At 56.4% G+C, this 16,264-nt stretch carries 12 protein-coding genes and 6 pseudogenes; 3 read left to right on the plus strand and 15 right to left on the minus strand.

Features of this window, described 5'->3' with window-relative positions; genetic code table 11:
- Nucleotides 1–446: 446 nt before the first annotated feature.
- Nucleotides 447–830, minus strand: a complete 384-nt coding sequence (locus F1563_RS12440) for an MFS transporter (RefSeq protein ID WP_002527141.1) — start codon at nucleotides 828–830, stop codon at nucleotides 447–449.
- 197 nt (nucleotides 831–1,027) lie between these two features.
- A complete protein-coding gene (locus tag F1563_RS12445) occupies nucleotides 1,028–1,261 on the minus strand; it encodes an MFS transporter (protein WP_081414847.1) in 234 nt (77 codons plus the stop codon).
- On the opposite strand from F1563_RS12445, the gene F1563_RS12450 reads away from it, so the two are divergent.
- Nucleotides 1,215–1,577 carry a hypothetical protein gene (locus F1563_RS12450; protein WP_162096747.1) on the plus strand — a complete coding sequence of 121 codons (363 nt, stop codon included), beginning with the start codon at nucleotides 1,215–1,217 and terminating at the stop codon, nucleotides 1,575–1,577. The two genes, F1563_RS12445 and F1563_RS12450, sit on opposite strands and share 47 nt — an antisense overlap.
- Nucleotides 1,578–1,792: 215 nt before the next feature.
- Here the strand turns inward: F1563_RS12450 and F1563_RS14470 are convergent, their stop codons facing one another.
- The 10 genes and pseudogenes from F1563_RS14470 to F1563_RS15005 all read right to left on the minus strand — a co-directional run.
- Nucleotides 1,793–2,137: a MarR family transcriptional regulator gene (locus tag F1563_RS14470; RefSeq protein WP_227432018.1), complete on the minus strand. Its 345-nt coding sequence runs from the start codon at nucleotides 2,135–2,137 to the stop codon at nucleotides 1,793–1,795.
- Between the two features lie 738 nt (nucleotides 2,138–2,875).
- Entirely contained in the window at nucleotides 2,876–4,252 is a 1,377-nt protein-coding gene (locus F1563_RS12465; RefSeq protein ID WP_227432019.1) for an MFS transporter, read from the minus strand.
- A gap of 28 nt (nucleotides 4,253–4,280) precedes the next feature.
- Complete coding sequence (locus F1563_RS12470) at nucleotides 4,281–5,390, minus strand: sugar kinase (protein ID WP_002527147.1); 1,110 nt, start codon at nucleotides 5,388–5,390, stop codon at nucleotides 4,281–4,283.
- Nucleotides 5,387–5,884, minus strand: a pseudogene (eda, locus tag F1563_RS12475) (bifunctional 4-hydroxy-2-oxoglutarate aldolase/2-dehydro-3-deoxy-phosphogluconate aldolase); the annotation flags it as partial. The gene F1563_RS12470 and the pseudogene eda, both read right to left, overlap by 4 nt.
- A gap of 20 nt (nucleotides 5,885–5,904) precedes the next feature.
- Nucleotides 5,905–6,051 carry a hypothetical protein gene (locus tag F1563_RS13770; RefSeq protein ID WP_002527149.1) on the minus strand — a complete coding sequence of 49 codons (147 nt, stop codon included), beginning with the start codon at nucleotides 6,049–6,051 and terminating at the stop codon, nucleotides 5,905–5,907.
- Between the two features lie 110 nt (nucleotides 6,052–6,161).
- A pseudogene (locus F1563_RS12480) lies at nucleotides 6,162–6,305 on the minus strand (transposase-like zinc-binding domain-containing protein); the annotation flags it as partial.
- 1,158 nt (nucleotides 6,306–7,463) lie between these two features.
- Complete coding sequence (locus tag F1563_RS12490) at nucleotides 7,464–7,982, minus strand: IclR family transcriptional regulator (RefSeq protein WP_002527153.1); 519 nt, start codon at nucleotides 7,980–7,982, stop codon at nucleotides 7,464–7,466.
- Nucleotides 7,983–8,063: 81 nt separating this feature from the next.
- Nucleotides 8,064–8,291, minus strand: a pseudogene (locus F1563_RS14945) (helix-turn-helix domain-containing protein); the annotation flags it as partial.
- Between the two features lie 1,132 nt (nucleotides 8,292–9,423).
- A pseudogene (locus F1563_RS12495) lies at nucleotides 9,424–10,554 on the minus strand (transposase).
- A 1,014-nt stretch (nucleotides 10,555–11,568) separates the two neighbouring features.
- Nucleotides 11,569–12,285: pseudogene (locus tag F1563_RS15005) on the minus strand (uroporphyrinogen decarboxylase/cobalamine-independent methonine synthase family protein); the annotation flags it as partial.
- Nucleotides 12,286–12,622: 337 nt separating this feature from the next.
- Here F1563_RS15005 and F1563_RS12510 point away from each other — a divergent pair.
- A complete protein-coding gene (locus tag F1563_RS12510; protein WP_002527159.1) occupies nucleotides 12,623–13,363 on the plus strand; it encodes a HEAT repeat domain-containing protein in 741 nt (246 codons plus the stop codon).
- A gap of 97 nt (nucleotides 13,364–13,460) precedes the next feature.
- Here the strand turns inward: F1563_RS12510 and F1563_RS15045 are convergent, their stop codons facing one another.
- The 3 genes and pseudogenes from F1563_RS15045 to F1563_RS14715 form a co-directional block, all read right to left on the minus strand.
- A complete protein-coding gene (locus F1563_RS15045) occupies nucleotides 13,461–14,123 on the minus strand; it encodes a hypothetical protein (protein ID WP_503826443.1) in 663 nt (220 codons plus the stop codon).
- Complete coding sequence (locus F1563_RS15050; RefSeq protein ID WP_503826444.1) at nucleotides 14,092–14,478, minus strand: glycosyl hydrolase family 98 C-terminal domain-containing protein; 387 nt, start codon at nucleotides 14,476–14,478, stop codon at nucleotides 14,092–14,094. Before F1563_RS15050 ends, F1563_RS15045 begins: the two co-directional genes overlap by 32 nt.
- A 155-nt stretch (nucleotides 14,479–14,633) precedes the next feature.
- Nucleotides 14,634–15,886 (minus strand): annotated as a pseudogene (locus F1563_RS14715) (IS256 family transposase).
- 186 nt (nucleotides 15,887–16,072) lie between these two features.
- Between F1563_RS14715 and rpmB the strand changes: the two are divergent.
- Complete coding sequence (gene rpmB, locus F1563_RS12525) at nucleotides 16,073–16,258, plus strand: 50S ribosomal protein L28 (RefSeq protein WP_002527166.1); 186 nt, start codon at nucleotides 16,073–16,075, stop codon at nucleotides 16,256–16,258.
- The last annotated feature ends 6 nt before the right edge of the window (nucleotides 16,259–16,264 follow it).

Below are 16,264 nucleotides of genomic sequence, written 5' to 3' on the forward strand. Positions count from 1 at the left end.
CTGTCCATTCGTTTGTCCTTGCGCACCGATCTCCAGAGCGATTCGACGATGCGATGGATGCTGGATTCTCTGGTGCGGTCAGAAAGAGGTTCTACGTCGATGACGAGAACGGTAGGCCCACCGCTTGATTCCATTCGTTCTTGTGGCCGTCTGGAGGTGCGGGGGCGAGTTCGAGGTGTTCGTGGCCCCCGGACCCGCCCCGTCGTGTTCCCTGGCATTGGCGTGGTTCGTCGGCGATCGTCGTCCGCGTGGTAATCACTCGCCGGTTAGGGTCGTGGGTGCTCGCGCGTTGTGGAGTTCGGACGGGAACGATTGCCTCAGATTGTCAGCACGGGATTTTGAACGCTCGATGGTCGCCTGTTGCGGTTGTGTCGGCTGTCATTGCCGCACCATCTTGCCACGTTGTAAGCCAATGGCGATGACGGCGAGGAATGCCGTCACGATGATCAAATGATCAAATGGGCGAGGGCGGCGTGTCCGATGCCGTTGGTGGCTGTGAGCATGAGGGTGCAGGCGATGAACAGGTAGGCCGTCGTCCGGGTCCCCCATAGTCCGATCAGTCGGTTAGCCAGGCTTCGACTGATGTAGGTACCGACGCCGAGCAGCGGCAACGGGAGGCTAGCCCCCAGCGGGGTGTATCCGTGGATGTCCAGATAGCACAGCGGGATGAGGAACAGGCCGCCGTAGAAGACGATGCTTGACAGGGTGAGGGTCAGCCAGGTGCTGGTGAAGGAGGGGTAGGTGAATGTGGCGAGGTCGATGAATGGCTTCGGGGGTGTGTGGCCCAGAACCCGTAACCAGTGATAAGCGCGGTCTCGGCGACCGGACACACTGTCGCGGTGGATACATGTCCAGGGGTTGCGGTGCTGATCAGACCTTGGACGGCGAGGACGAGTCTCGGCGCAAGGAGGATGAACCCGGTGACGTCGAGTCGCTCATGGACGTCTTCTGGAGTCGAGCGTGACTGGATGCGCATGGCCAGGGCGAGTGCAATGACACCGATGGGTACGTTGATGAGGAAGATGGACTACCATCTGACCTTGTCCAACAGGAATCCTCCCAGCAATGGGCCAAGCACCGGGACGATGACGGCGGGTAGTCCCACGACCGTCATGGCCTGGGTGGCTTGGGCCTTGCCGGCGCTACTGATGAGGATCGTCTGCATTGTCGGCATGGACAGCCCGGCAGTGAATCCTTGCATTACACAGAATGCGATGAGGGATTGGATGTTCCGAGAAGGGGCACATGCCAACGAGGTCATTGTGAAGATAATGTTCGCGGTGCGCCAGACTAGCGGTGACACCGAAGCGTCGGCTTGCGAAACTGGTGATGACGATTCCTACGACCGAAGCCAGTGCATATCCGGTGATGACCCATTGAGCCACGGTGACGGTTGTGTCAAAGATCTGTGTCAGCGGTCGTATTGCCACGTTGACGACGCTGGTGTCGGGTGGGAGAAGGATGACCCCGAATATCAGTGCAAAGACGGTTCTTCGAGTGCGAGGGGAGAGTGGGGTATCGCGTTTCATGGGGATTCTTCTTTTGAGATGCGTGTTTTCCCTGATGTGTTCTGGTGAATGCAGGTGGCTTGGTGGATGCGCTTTTGTGAGGTGATTTTGGGCGCACTTGACCACGTCCCTGGGTTGGCGGTCTTCTGGGGCTGTGCTGTGTTGCCGTGGTTACTTGGTGAAGGGTCTTGTCGTGACGAATGCCGTCAGCATCGTCGCAAAGGTTGACCCTTGGTCTTCGGGCCATTTCGTCGAGAAAGTCGTCGATGATAGATGACAGACGCTCACGCATCGTGGCGACAGCTTTCTGACTTTTTTTCGGTGAGTGACAACGCCGTCCAGCGTCGATCGCGTTCGTCTGGGCTGCGGGCGAGGGGTCCCGCCTGCTCCAAGATGCTCGCATGGCGGGAAATGACGGAGCGGTCGATGTCGATCATGGCACCGAGTTCGGCGGCAGTCGATGGTCCTCGACGCTCCAGGCCTGACAGAAGCCTAACAGAATTGGATGGATTGCCTCGTTGATGCAGTCTCCCATGCCGTCGGTGAGTTTCCCGTAGAGGCGCTGGCGAATGTCTCGCTGGAGCAGGGTAGCGACGGTGTCTGCGTGGGTGAAGTATGCGTGGCACCATGCACGCGTGTTAAGACACGCATCTGCAGCTGGTGTCTGCGTACTCGACGGTGTCACCTTTCCGGTTGGTCACGAGCACAATCGTCGGACATGGTCGGTTGGAATGACGGATGCATGCATCCCCCTGGCCAGTGTCGGCCGATATCGCCGAGTCGCCGATCGACTGGATGCAGCTATCTTGTGAAGCGTTCCTCTAGGTATCTTTTTAGTGAACCGCCAGGGAACCGGGACCATCTTGAACAGGAAGTTGGCGATACTGAAGTGGTTTACGGTCTACTGACGAAGTCTCAAACAGTGTAGAAAAACACGTATACACTTACGTATCTCAGGAAGCGGTCTTGCTATCTCTGACCTCATAGTTAATGGTTCTGCCTCTGCCCCCTCGGTGAGTTCGGCTTTGGCGGTCGAGGAGGGGAACCGGCGGAATGGGCTGTACCTGATGTTGATTTCATTCCCGAGCTAGGTGAATTACTGCTGGTAGTGCTCGTTTATTCCGCGCTGGGGCTTCTGGTTGCTGAGTGGGTCAGCGGGCTTCTTGTGTTCTGGATGTATTCGGGCGTTTTCTTCGGCTAGCGCATTGAATGCTAGTTGGTATTAGTTTTGGTCGAGCGGCCGTCATGGTCCGCCGCTATACGAAATACTTCTCAATTGACGCCTTTTTCGGAGAAGACGTCGACTGAGAAGTACTTCTAAAACGAGGGAAAATCAGTGATTAGGCAATGGTTGGATCCCCTGCAGTTCAATGGAGTGCCCCTTTAGCCGTGTGCGCCTCACCATTTACAGCATCGTGTAGAAGGGTAAGGTCGCGGTCAAGTGTTTCTGGTGCGAAGAGCGACGCGATCGTGGTGCATAGCATCGTGAATGCCATGTACACAGCTACTGGCCACCACATATCGAAGGTGAGCAGAAGGGCTGAGGAGATCATTGGTGCGATGCCGCCACCGAGCACTGAGCTCAGCTCGCGGGCGATAGTCACGCCAGTGTAGCGGTAGCGGGTTTCGAAGAGCTCCGGGAAGTAGGCCATCTGTACGCCTACGTTTCCGTATGCTGCGAACCAGTACCCCAGGAAAACTGCAAAGCCCATTAAGAGCACGGTTCCAGTGGAGAGAGCTGTGAAGTAGACGAACGGCAATACGATCCCTGCGGCGGCAATCAAGATGTACATAGGCTTACGGCCGAAACAATCCGACATGCGACCCCAGAAGTAGGTGCTTACCATGCCCACTAGCGCGCCGACCAGCTGAATATCAGTGATTGTGGACTTATCAACAAAATCAGTAGTGCCCGGAATCATGACGTGTGCAGTCACGAAGGTGACGAAGAATGTCTGAACTGTGTAGGACTGGGTGTTAGGCCCCCAGTTCATCGCAGCTACGAGGAGAATGCGTTTCCATCCACTCTTTACTGCGGTTTCCAGCGGTGCTGCCGCGGCTTTGTTAACTTCGGTGTTCTTCTGCATTTCCTGAAATACAGGAGACTCACTCATTTTTTGCCGGATGATCCACGCCGCGAGGGTGATCAGGATTGACAGCCAGAATACGAGTCTCCACCCCCAGTCGATAAACACTTGCTTAGGCATGAGCCACTGGACCACTGCGAAGAACAGTGTGCCCACTACGGTTCCTGCAGCTGCGCCAATCATCACAACAGAGGAGCGACGACCGCGCTTGCCGATGTGAGCAGATTCGGTAAGGAGAGTTGCTCCTCCAGCCTGCTCGGCACCGGCTCCAAATCCCTGTGCAAGACGAAGTGTGAACAAAAGTATAGGAGCGAAGAGGCCGATTGTTTGATGTCCTGGAAGGCAACCGATCAGGAATGTTGCACCGCCCATAAGGAAAAGAGTGGTAACAAGAATCCATTTACGGCCGTGTCGCTCACCGAAATGGGAGAAAAAGATTCCGCCAACTGGGCGAGCCAGAAAACCTACTGCATATCCGGCGAAAGCCATGAGCGCGCCTGCGAGCGGCGATGACTCAGGAAAGAAAACAGACGGAAAGACGAGTGCGGCTGCCAGTCCGTAGACCGCAAAGTTGAACTGCTCCAGCATGGTTTCCAAGCCACAAGCGATAACGGTTCGTCTTTCTGCTCGCGCATCAAGCTCTACTGTGGATGTCATCGTTGACCTTTCTATTATCGTATTGGCGTTAGCGGATGACTCTTGCGTTGCCGCCGTCGGCAAGCTTGAGAACGTCCGAAAGTGTTGCCATGGAGGTATCCCCAGGCGTAGTCATCGCGATTGCTCCATGGGCTGCGCCAAGGTTCACCGCGCGCTCCAGCGAGGCTCCGGTCAGTAGACCGTAAATGAGTCCTGATGCGAAGGAATCACCTCCACCTACTCGATCGAATATTTCGAGGGCATCACGCTGGATCGCTTGTACCAAGCCATCGGTGCGAGACCATGCGATCGCGCCCCAGTCGTTAATACTCGCGGTATGTACTGCTCGAAGCGTCGTTGCTACAATTTTGAAATTCGGATAATCAGTAGTGGCTAACTCGATCATGTTCCTGAAGGAATCGACCGGCAGAGTTGAAAGATTTTCGTCCACCCCTTGGACTTGGTATCCAAGCGCCGCAGTGAAGTCTTCTTCGTTTCCGATCATGACGTCGACGTACTTCGCAAGTTCGTGATTAACCTCGCACGCTCGGTCTAAACTGCCTCGGTCTTTCCATAGGCTCGGACGATAGTTGAGATCGTACGAGATGACCGTGCCGTAGCTGCGTGCAACTTTCAACACCTTGAGGGCGGTATCGGCTGCTTGCTCACTGAGCGCGGTATATATCCCGCCCGTATGTAACCAACGAACGCCAATCTCACCGAAAACCCGATCGAGATCCAGGTCTTCCGCTTTCATCTGTGAAACTGCGGTGTGCCCGCGGTCGGATACTCCCATTGCTCCTCGGACACCGAAACCGCGCTCAGTGAAGTTGAGTCCGTTGCGTGCCGATCGGCCCACGCCATCGGATTTCACCCAGTGAATCAGAGAGGTGTCAACGCCACCCGTCATCATGAAGTCCTCGATCAGCCGACCAACTTCATTGTCGACAAGCGCAGTTAGAGTACCTGTGTGTAGGCCGAAGACTTTGCGTAATCCGCGCACCACGTTGTACTCACCACCGTCTTCCCAAGCGTCGAAGGTGCGTGCGGTTCGAATGCGGCGGGTGCCGGGGTCGAGGCGGAGCATGACTTCGCCGAGGGACAACGCATCGTACATGCAGCTGGTGGCTGGCCGAAGCTGGAGGTTCTCGGTGCTCATGCTTGGTCACTTCCGAGATCATTAACTGTAGCCACTGCTGTGGAGATTAGGTCAACAAGTTCGGCGACCTTGCCTGCGTCAACCAGCTTGGATGGAACCATCCAGCTACCACCTACTGCAGGTACGCAACTGAGATTCAGGTATTCACGAGCGTTTTCCGCGTTGATTCCGCCAGTAGGTAGAAAATCAACTTGGCGGAATGCACTGAATAGGGCCTTGATGGCCTTAGGTCCGCCAGCCGTCGAGGCAGGGAAGAACTTTACTGCTGTTATACTGAGCTTTAGCGCCTTGATTAGCTCCGATGCTGTAGCGATGCCGGGCAAGCAGGGGATGCCGACTTCCTGGCACCGGACCACAACATCTTCATCTAAGCCGGGCGACACGATGAAGTTAGCGCCAGTGTCTACTGCCTCATCGACTTGTTTAGGTGTCAGGACTGTGCCTGCGCCAACAAGGATGTCTCCGCGGTGCGAAAGGCTTGAGATCGCAGCAGAGGCCGCGTCCGTTCTGAAAGTTACTTCTGCAACTGGGAGCCCGCCGCGAACAAGATTTCGCCTAGCGCATCGGCTTGATCGGCGTCGTTGATGACTACTACGGGAACAAGCTTATGAGCCGTGATTTCAGACAGGGTGGGAAAACCCGTCGACGGTATGTCAGCCACTTTGCCAACCTTATTTCAGTGAATGAAACATGTACGTCGTTGTATGAAACGATTATTGCGTGGCTGAGGCGTTGGCGTCAACCCGTCGTACGTAAAACAGAGCGCAACCCGCGGGTCACATCCTCGCGGCGCTGGAGCGATGACGCCCCACACGATCGACATCGCCATCTGGCCCGTCCGGCTGACGTCCAACTGTTCTTCACCAACTTCGCGCCACATACACCACAACACGGATGATTCCTCGCAACCTGCACCTAACATGCTCCCGAAGCACGTTCAACACAGCATCACCCCTAGCCAGCCGCCGAACAACACCCCACCCGATACACACATGTGTGCCTATAACCCGCAGAGCACAGCCCGGTTCCTTGCCTGGCTGTTGGAAACGTCGCGGCAGCCGGCCGATGGGGCGGCCAGCGCGCGGGGGTTTAGAGCGGCAACCTGGTGGTGCTGGAACACTGAGGTGCCGCAGCCTGCCACTACCGGTGAGGTCTTGGACGTGGTGATGTGTGATGGCACCTACCTCCAGGGCTGGTGCGTGCTGATCGCGTTCGATGGCGGGCACGTGCTGGGCTGGCAGTGGGTGCGAACGGGAAAGTCGCATGGGTTGCGTTACTGGAGCGGATCCCGGCCCCGGAGGTGGTCGGGATCGGCGCGGCCGTGTCCGAGTGCTGGCCTTCCACGCGCATCCAACGCTGCTACTTCCACATCTTCGAGAGTATCACCAGACACCTGACGATGCGGCCTCGGCTGGAGGCTGGCAAGGAGCTCCGCGCGCTCACACGCGCGCTGATGCAGGTCTTGGACCTGGATCAAGCGACTGCGTGGCTGGTCGAGTACGCGGCCTGGGAGTCGCGTTGGGAGACGTTCTTAACGCATCCACGTACGCCGGCAAGCATCGCGAGCGGCCGCCGGGACTGGGCGAGACTGCCACGTAGTGATGCACCCACCGCGAACTGCGCAAGTGCCAAACCTTGCTGCGAGGGTTGATCCGGCGGCGTGAGCTGTTCGTCTGGCTCGAAAAGTCCCCGACACGCCCTCGGACGACCTCACCGTTGGAGGGCGGCCCGAAGCAAGGCCATCAAGGACCTCCTGCGGGCCCATCGAGGCATGTCCGAAGACCTCGTCCGTCGCGCAGTCAACTGACTGCTCAACCAGCTCTCCTGTAAGCCCCACGATCCCTGGAGCTTGGCCCAGCCAAGAGCCCTGGAACCCGCCCCGAAGCCACCCCACGTCGGGGTTACAGAGTCCCTCGGACCATAGCCCGACACCAACTTCTCCTGGGAAGATGGCAACGGCATCCAATGAGGCCGGGCAGGCCGACACCAACCATGACACGCTCACCCCATACACACATTTGTGCCTATAACCTCAACCTGCAAAGGGGTTGCGTTCATAGGGCTATACCGGGGCTAAGTGGGGATGACTCGCGTGTAGCCGTCTGGGAGATATTGATCCACCGTCCGGAAGGCCGTCGCGGAAACCTTTGCCATGTGCTCCGGCGTCATCCGTGCAGCAGGAGCTGTGATAGATAACGCGACGATATCTCCGTCTGGAAGAGTAATGGGGATGCCAATGCAAGCGACGTCAGGCTCGTTTTCCTCAATTTCTCGAGACCAGCCGACGTGTTTGGCTCGCTCCACTTCTCTCGTGAAATGATCAAGCGCCGATCTTCTATGCTCGACAAAATCTGGAAGGTATGCGCCAAGTGACGCTGGTTCAATAGCGCGGCCAGCCAGGATCGATCGCCCTAACGCTGTGGTGTAAGCGTACGTAGTTAGGCCAATCCGTGAACGAACGGCGATAGCACGATCGGGCTCAATCTTGTCGAGGTAGCGGACGCGATCGCCGGAGAGCGTCCCGAGGTGAATGAGTTCGTGAGCGGAACCCGAGAGCGCGGCAAGCACGGGTTGCAGATCGCGGCGCAACATCGCATCTTGCGGAAAGTGATGATGAAGAGAAAGAGCGGCTGCGCCAAGCGAGTAGTTTCCGTTGTTGCTATGTTGGACAGCGAAACCTCTTAACTTCATCGTATGGAGGACACGGTAAATAGTCGACTTGTTCGAAGCCAATGCTTGAGAGAGCTCAGTGAGTGAGATCCCGTCAGGACCGGATTCTGCAAGAGTAGTTAGGACTGAGAGAGCTCGATCAATCGCAGCAATTGGTGCTGGAGCTGTTGAACTTGCCTCGGAATTTTGCATGAATAAATAATAGCACAGACGGTGCGTTCTCTTGCACATGTCGGTGTGTGGCTATCGCTAAATCATTTTCGGTCTTAGAAATATTTTGCGTGCGCTGGTGTGGGTAGGAATTTGATCTCGGAGGTGTAATTAATACCGTTTTAGATCTGCATTTATCAGGATTTAAATTTCTATGCCACTGGCGCGTGGTATTTCGTCGTGAGTACACAACTTCGCCTGGGGCGTTTTTTCAGTATTGATCCAATGCCATAATTCAGTGCTATTGATTTAATCCTACTATCCTAATAATGCTCATCTAACTCAGGATCATGGCGCTTCAGATCAGCTCTGAAGAAACTTGTGCTTGACAACATGATGACGGTTAACGCTTGTAAGTAAGTTGCCAGAAACTGTTGCTAAGTGATGTGCTGCTGGGGCTATTAAATTGGTGGTAATTGTTCATTTTGGTCGAATTTACTGTCTGTTTTCGTGGGGACAGAAGGCCTCATCGTGAACGTGTGATTCGAGCACTGCACCTATCGGGTAATACTCGTTGGCGAGTGGGTTTTTGACGCAGGAAACGATGATTAATCAGAACCTGGTGGGTGTCGATCTTGGTAGAATAGTGGTGCATCAGGGCATGACTTTTCTCCGCTTGGGCGGGAGTAACGTTATGGTGTCCAGTTGACGAAATATTAGAGCATGAATGTGATCGGGAGGTGTAATTGTGAGTGAATGAGAGATTATAGTTTGAATTTGGGTGGGTTCGGTATCGGTTTTTATTAAAGCTAGGTTTTTGCAGTCGGTTGATTAGCTGTGGCAGTTGGATTTTCTGCTTGATCCTCGACGTTAATGTACCGGTTGTGAGATGCCGGTTTTGTTGGATGCTGGTGTCCTGATAGGTAAACGTAATGATCTGTTACATGGTCAGTATCTCGATTTGGGGTTTTGTAGAATTTCTATGTGATGAATGCGTTGTGTGGGTCTGGTTTGACTGTTTGACGAGGGTGCTGACTTGTTTCGGATGGATATTCTTTAACATTACTTGAGTGATGTGAGGTTTCGCATGGTTCGTCTGAAATTGAAAGAACGGTTCGCCCTGTCCTGTTGGCTCATGTCAGGATCTCCGCTTGTTGAGTTTGATCGGGGAGAAGTAGACGGCTTTTTGGGCTCTTTACAATCGAGGGTGTAGCTAGGGCCTGAACCCGTCTGCCTCGAGTAGCGATCTGGCGATGTAGTGGGTGAGATTCCGGAAGCCCAGCGCGGTTTCGCGGAAGTGTTCGAGTCGGCCGTTGATCGCCTCAGTGGGGCCGTTGCTGGACTCATCGTGGTCGAAGAACGCCAAGACGTCACCGCGGCGCATGGTCAGGGCGCGGTCGAGCTTGCAGACCTCGACTAGGCTGGTGGGAGATGCTGATCCGAGTGAGTCGATCAGGCTGATCATGGTCTCCCTGCCTTGTGCTCTCGTACTGGCACGATAGGGGGTGATCATGCGCTGGTAGACCGCCCACGTGGCCTCGACCTGGACACGATGCCGACACAGATTGAGCGCGTTACCGACCAGGCGGATCGTGGGGAAAGGGTCCATCACGGCGGTGGCCTTGTGAGATCTCCTCGCTGGCGGCGGTTTTGAAGCCGGTGAACCCGTCCATCGCGACGATCTTCACCCCGTCTGGCCATGTTGGGGGCTGTGACGCGAGCCAGGTCTTGAAGGCTTGTTTTGAACGCCCCTCGACCATTGCGAGTAACCGGGCCGGTCCGGTGTCAGTACTGGCGGGGGTCAGGTCGATGACCACTGTGACGTACTTGTCGCCGCGGCGGATATGCCGCCAGTCATGCTAGTCGACCCCGACGACGGTGACATTATCGAGGCGGCCGGGCGGTCGATCAGGACTCGTCTACCCTCAGTCAGGACCACTTCGTTGGCCGTGTTCCAGGCGACCCTCAACGCCGTCGTGATGCGGGACATGAATAGGTGGTAACGCTCACCGCAATGCTCCTTGTGACAGGCACGAGCACGGCTGCGCCGCGCTCGACAAGTCCTGACGCCACACATCCCGCAGTCGGTGCATTGGTAACGACGGAGCCGGACTTGCAGGATGGTGGGTCGCCACCCGAACGGAACATGAGCTAACTTGCGGACTCCACTGTCGCGGAGTTGGCCAGGACAGCCGCAACGGTGGCACCAGTCGTTCGGCTCGGTCGGGCGACACAACAAGGCGGCTAGCTCGGGCTCGAAGTGTTGACCCGTGAGCGTCAGGCCGAGGTCGTCAAGGCGGCAAAACGTGGTCAGGTCAGGCGTGGTAAAGGTAGCGTGGTCCATGTCGAGGTCTTTGACGATGGCTGTGTAGGAACCTCCATTATTCCAAGGATCTCGGCTTGTATCCGGGCATGGGGTTCAATTACCGATCCACACCCTCATCTGTAAAGAGCCGATTTGGGCTTGGCGATAATCCCGGAAAACCTCCTCTGGACTTTTAAGATAATTCCTGATCGCATGCTCTTGTTCATTCTTCTTGTGGGGATCATCCTGATCCTCGACAATTCCTTGCGATGGGAACTGATCCGCACGGGTCTACTGCTGGTTATATTTCTAGCGGTAAAATGCGCAGGTGTCGTTCTGGCGGGTTTTCTCTGGTTCAACCTTCCTACTTCGAAATCCGCAGCTTACAAGATCCAGTGCTGCTGATATATCCCAGCCTACTGGTTTTCTCTAGTGGGGTTATTTATTCTTCAAAAAGAGGTCTCAGGAGACGCGAAGGAACTCTCGACAGCGAATGGAACCCTGTTCTCGTATTCGTAGTGTGGGGTAGGATCTATTGCAGCATCTTCGAAATTCCTTCCCGGCTGCTTGTTGATGCTGGAACACTATTAGCAATTGCTCTCATAGTAGGAGTGTTTCTCTTGGGGTCTTTGATATTGCTATTTGATTCTCCGCGGCGATGGACTCAAGTGAGCATTAAAACTCTCTTGGTGAGTCTTGTTTCTACAGCTGTCGCATCCTCTATAATTTCAGCTTCCTATAATTTTTCTCGCGATCTCGGGAGAGAAAAGATCTATATTGATGACTGGAAAGAGAGCTTGATTGTCGGCTCGATTCCGTGGGCGTCTATGCAGCGGCGGGATTTTTGTTTGAGTAACCCGTACCGTCGCGCTGGTGATAATTTTAGTAGATGAACTCAGAATGCTCCTGGCATGCGTTTTTCTTTACATTGTCTTTGATTTTCATATCCGAGAGGCTGAGAGCCTCATCGTAGCCGTCGCCAAGAAGCATGAAGATTCATAATGCATGACTCCGACGGGATCACCGCCGGGGTCATGGGTTCGTCAGCCCTGGTCAGGGTACGGACAGAGGATCAAAGCACGGTTTCGCGTCAGGAGTGCTGGGCTCGCAACCTCTTGGCCGCCTTGACTGTGTTGCGCAGGGAAGCCACGGTTTCGTCATACTTTCGGGTCTTGAGGCCGCAGTCCGGGTTGACTCACAACTAGTCTGGGTCAAGCACGTGAATGGCGGCCCCAGTAGGTCGTCGATCTCGTCAGTAGGGGGACGCGAGGGGAGTGAATGTCCCACATACCGGGCCCCAGGTCGTGCGTGAAGGCGTGCTCCTCGAGGGGTCCTCAGTAGCTCCATCTTCGAGCGGGCCGCCTCCACGGAGGTGACGGCGTCGTCGAAACGCTCGAAGACGCCGTACCCCTCGACGGTCGGCTTCGACAAGGCCAGCCAGGTGACGGGGCCGACGACTGGGTGCATGGACAGACCGTGGTCCTTCAACCGGGCCAGGCGCTCGACGAGGTGACGGTCGGCCAGCTCGATCGTCGTGTCCGGGCCGATTTTGGGGACGATGTAGTGGTAGTTGGTGCCGAAGTACTTCGTCATTTCGGCAGCCGGACGAGTGGCGTCGCCTCGTGCCATGGAAAAGTACAGCTCTAAGTCTTCCAACCCCGCGAACCGCTGCGGAGCTGCCCCGAGTAGGGCAGTGGTATCCAAGACCACTGGCTCGTATAGCGACATCGAATCGGTGTAAGGAGCCTTCACACCTCCCTCACGCTGAGCTTCGACGGTGGCAAGGGCTTTACCTGGCGTTCGACGTCGATCAGGTCGTCAGCCGACGACGTACCGACCCAAAACGGTTTAATGCCTTCTTGAGTTTACGATGTGCGCCGATTGTGGGTAACCGGCGATGGTGGATGATTGAGTGTTCGTCATGGCTTCCTCGGGTTGATCCGGGCGAGGTATACAGATAACAAGAAATATGGACGAAGGCGGGGCAGTTGCATAAGACTGTCCGCCCTGCGGGGACAACGAGGGAATTGATTGCAGGGGAGCTGTGTTGGGCCAATCAGCGACGCTGAATCACAGGCATCGTCACTGTTCGAAGAGAGGATAAATCATGAGCGGGAGCTCCGTGGAGGAGGTCTTGGTAGTTGCTCACAATGGCGACGTCATGATGCGTCAAAAAGCGGCCTTGTGGTTAGGGGCTAACGCTCCGGCGGAAGCCGGTCGAGCCATCGTCGATCTGTTGGTTTCCGAGGTTGACGACGCCGTCATCGAAACCCTGACATGGGCAGCGGTCGCGGCAAGGTCCCATTCGACTAAGACCATCGTTGAGGCTCTCGAACGAGACGACCTCGATGAGGTCACCACAACGCGGCTGCTGCACGCTTTGAGCAAGCTCGAAGCTCCCACTACCGTCGAGGTAGTGCGTCGGTTTGCCAATGATCAGCGCCCAATAGTTGCGGCAAAGGCGTGGTGGGCTTTGGCTCGTATTGGTGCGCCCGAGACCTTGGCTGATATTACTGACCATCTTGGTGTGAGTAGCCCTGACCAGCGTGAGGCACTTATCAGGGCCTTGGTGCAGTGGGGGCCGTCTGCTGTTGAGGAACTATCCGATGATGATTCAGTAGCTCGAAGCCAGGCTGCCGAGGCGTTGATACGCATCGCGGATCCGGACGCTCGTGGCGTGATGCCACGTCGCGACCACCAAGTCGAGGCAGGGGTTGAGCAGGCTCTCGAGGCCTTGCGCAACGCAGAAGCTCACGAGGTTGACGACGTGTTATTGCTGTTGGCTGACGATCCTCATGGTGGTCCGTTGGAGGTCATTGTAACAGACCTCATGGAAGCAAGGTCATAAGTTCGAAAAGTATTGACAAGCCCTCTCCGGGCATGCAGGTGAGGCCGACACGTCCGGAGTCAGGGCAGCGCCTAGAAGATAGGAAAAGGTTGACGATTTACTGGCCGGTCTTAGGTAAGGCGATGGGTTTGCGTTTGGGTCGGGCGCTGGTGTTGACATCGACCTTGCCACGATGTGGTGCGTCAGTATTTACCCTGTTACTGCCCGCGGTGCCTTTTTCAGGCTGAGGAGCAGCTGGTTGCGGACTATTCAGCTGAGGCTTGTCCTCGTTGATGGGTGCGGAGCCCACGTGGGGGATGACGCGGTCGTTGGTTTTTACAGAGATAAAAAGCTCGCCACTTTCTGGGTTCCATGTGTGTGAGGGTATAGGGGCGGGTGACGCCGGGTTCGGGCTGTACCGTGATCTTTGGCTCTTGGGTGGCGTTGCTGTGGAGGGGAGTGACATAGTTCGCACATCGCGGTCGGCTAGGTCAGACACTCGTTGGCCGGTTACGGTGATGACGCGATCCTCGGCGTCGGTTTTCACAGTGTTTCCTCGGAGGACGACGGCGATATTATCCAGGATGCATTTCTGGATTCTTTCTTTGTCGAAATCATCGGTTGGGGCTACACCGTAGAGGGTGCGGTGGTAAACACCGCGTAGGTCGAGTCGGTAAGTGTCGAGTCGGATTGTGAGCGCTTGGGGTGATTCGGTGATGGTGGCATTGGTGTGGCTTAGTTCGGAGATTTTAACGCGATCGAATGGTCCGGTTTTGGGGATGAATGTTGCGTGGGCTTGGTATTTGTCGGGCTGATTGTAGTTTGTCCAGAACCAGGTGCCTTTGGGTGTAGGAGACCCACGTGTTTTCGGATTCGGTGACTGGCGGGTAAAGCTTGTTGAGGATGCTGTTTTGGCCTTCAGTGTCGGGGCTGGTGAGCACGCTGGCTTGTGGGCTGAGGCGTTTAGTGAAGGTGTTGATGTCGGATTGTTTTACGCCGGTCGGTGGGTAGGGGATGATGCCGTAGCGTCCGGTAGCCGGCATGGAATCGGAGTGGCTCCAATCCCAGCTTTTGGGATGGTAAGAGCCACGGAATACTGCTGTGGTGGTGGCGTTGATTTCGTCGCGTGAGGGTATTTTTACGGTTCCGGTTACGAGGTCGCGGAAGGTGGGGTAGAGGGAGAATTGGGCTGGAGCTAGGCGATGGCCGCGGCATGCTTGGGTAAACCAGGATGCCTCAGTAAGGAAGGCGCATGCTCCTTGAGCCTGTCAAGTTGTTTGTGTAGGCGGGGTCATAGGTAGGGGGTGATTCGGTCGGGGTAGGCCGCGGCGAGTTGGGTGAGGGCTTGTTTCCAGTTCGTGATGATCTGGCCCTCGTCGAGCCGGCCTTGGGCTTTGCGCTGGTTCGCGGGTTTGCCGCGGTCTGCTGTTCGTTTGTCCTTGATATTGCAGATCGCCAACCATAGCAGCTTGACCGCCGCGTCGGTGGAGGGGAAACGGCCGCGGTTCTTGGTGACCTTCTGCAGCTGGTAGTTCAGTGATTCGATCGCGTTGGTTGTGTAGATGACTTTCGGCAGCATGGGTGGGAACTGGATAAACGGAACGAACCGATCTCATGAGTTCTTCCAGGCCGCCACTGCCGGGGGTACGTCGTGCCGAGTTGCGAGGTCTCGAACTCGACCACTGCCTTGCGCGTGGCCTTCTCTTTGGGTGCGGTGTAGATCGGTTTCAGCGTGGCGGCAACCTTTCTGCGGTCCTGGTAGGCCACGAACCGCGTCGCAGTCCGGGTCAGGTGGACTACGCAGGTCTGGATCATCGAGTCCGGCCAGGTCGCCTCGGGCAGGCCGGTGAGCCCGTCGCAGCACACGATCAGCACGTCCCGCACCCCGCGGTCGGCCAGGTCGGCGCAGACATGAGCCCAAACGCCGACCCCTCGGTGTCGTGGACCCAGATCTCCAGCACGCGCTTGACTCCGTCGAGGTCGACGCCGACCGCGATATGGGCAGCACGGTTGATGACCTGGTTGTTCTGGCGGATCTTGATCCGGATCGCGTCGAGGTAGAACCGGGTAGGATTCCTCCAGCACCGCGTTGGTGATGTTTGAGGTCGTCTCGTGGGATGGGTCGGTGTTGAGCGTGGAGGCCGGGTGATGTTGAACGTCCCGGATCGTCATCCCACCGGCATACAGCGGAGGATCATGTCGTTTAGGCCGCCCAGGCGCGGAGTGAACGACCCCTCCCGGTCCCTGGGGACCTCCAGCCGGATGGGTCCGACCTCGGACTCCACCGTCTTCGGTGTCGTCCCGTTGAGAATTCGGGTGTTCAGCGGTGTTGGCAGAGCCTCTTCTCGTAGCCCGGATGGCTAGTCAACATCAGCCTGCAAGTCCTGCTTCAACGCGGCCTTGACCAGCACGGGCACGAACCCGCCATCACCGGTCAGCTCCATCTGACCCCCGTCGATCTGCGCGAACAACGCGTCAAGCAGCCCTCAACTGCTCGACCAGGTCCTGACCCGAAAGCCTTCCTGGTGTCTTCTCGTCAGTCATCGTCATGAGTCCTACCGTTCGTCTCGGTACGACTTACACAGACAATCTGACACGCCCTGAGTCAACGCGTGAATTTGGGTTCTGAGGGATGAAGCGTATAGGATCATTCAGTTCCCGAAGGAACCCCCGAACCCAACGATTGCGTCGGGTGCGCCTTGCACCCGGCCCTGAACAGGAGATCTCCCAGTGGCTGCTGTGTGTGACATCTGCGCCAAGCGCCCCGGTTTCGGACACAACGTCCCCTGGTCGAAGAAGAAGACCAATCGCCGGTGGAGCCCGAATATTCAGCGCGTCCGTGTCGTCGAGAACGGCACGCACAAGCGCATGAACGTGTGCGCGTCGTGTCTCAAGGCTGGTCGAGTTAGCCGCTGAGCACTG

It is taken from the genome of Cutibacterium modestum, assembly GCF_008326345.1.
Lineage (GTDB): Bacteria > Actinomycetota > Actinomycetes > Propionibacteriales > Propionibacteriaceae > Cutibacterium > Cutibacterium modestum.

Coding starts and splice junctions, on each gene's coding strand:
- F1563_RS14470 (WP_227432018.1), bottom strand. CDS start 2,137: ATGGTGCCACGCATACTTCACCCACGCAGACACCGTCGCTACCCTGCT.
- F1563_RS12445 (WP_081414847.1), bottom strand. CDS start 1,261: ATGACCTCGTTGGCATGTGCCCCTTCTCGGAACATCCAATCCCTCATC.
- F1563_RS12510 (WP_002527159.1), top strand. CDS start 12,623: ATGAGCGGGAGCTCCGTGGAGGAGGTCTTGGTAGTTGCTCACAATGGC.
- F1563_RS12490 (WP_002527153.1), bottom strand. CDS start 7,982: ATGTTGCGCCGCGATCTGCAACCCGTGCTTGCCGCGCTCTCGGGTTCC.
- F1563_RS12470 (WP_002527147.1), bottom strand. CDS start 5,390: ATGAGCACCGAGAACCTCCAGCTTCGGCCAGCCACCAGCTGCATGTAC.
- F1563_RS12450 (WP_162096747.1), top strand. CDS start 1,215: ATGAGGGATTGGATGTTCCGAGAAGGGGCACATGCCAACGAGGTCATT.
- F1563_RS12465 (WP_227432019.1), bottom strand. CDS start 4,252: ATGACATCCACAGTAGAGCTTGATGCGCGAGCAGAAAGACGAACCGTT.